Origin of the sequence: Pseudomonas sp. BJa3 (assembly GCF_026343815.1) — a bacterium.
In the GTDB taxonomy this organism is placed as follows: domain Bacteria; phylum Pseudomonadota; class Gammaproteobacteria; order Pseudomonadales; family Pseudomonadaceae; genus Aquipseudomonas; species Aquipseudomonas soli.
On the sequence record NZ_JAOXMC010000087.1, the window covers coordinates 1 to 298 of the forward strand.

At 63.1% G+C, this 298-nt stretch carries 1 protein-coding gene; it reads left to right on the top strand.

Annotated elements, in window-relative coordinates; translation table 11 throughout:
* Window positions 1-70: 70 nt before the first annotated feature.
* A partial coding sequence (gene rlmJ / locus OH705_RS26975; protein ID WP_267303402.1) for a 23S rRNA (adenine(2030)-N(6))-methyltransferase RlmJ occupies window positions 71-298 on the top strand: 228 nt, incomplete at its 3' end.

Genomic DNA, 298 nt, shown 5'->3' on the forward strand with positions numbered 1-298 from the left:
AGGGCTTGTCCCGCGATGCTTTTTGCGGCGGTCAAGGCAAGGTCAACTAGTCGCCGTCGCAGGAGCTGCCATGAACTATCGCCACGCCTTCAACGCCGGCAACCACGCCGACGTCCTCAAGCACATCGTGCTCACTCGCCTCATCGCCCTGATGTCGCGCAAGGAGCAGCCGTTCGCCTATATCGATACCCACGCAGGGCTTGGCCTGTACGACCAGCAGGGCGACCAGGCAAGCCTTACCGGTGAGTACCTCGAGGGCGTCGCCCTCCTGTGGAATCGCGATGACCTGCCCGCCGTT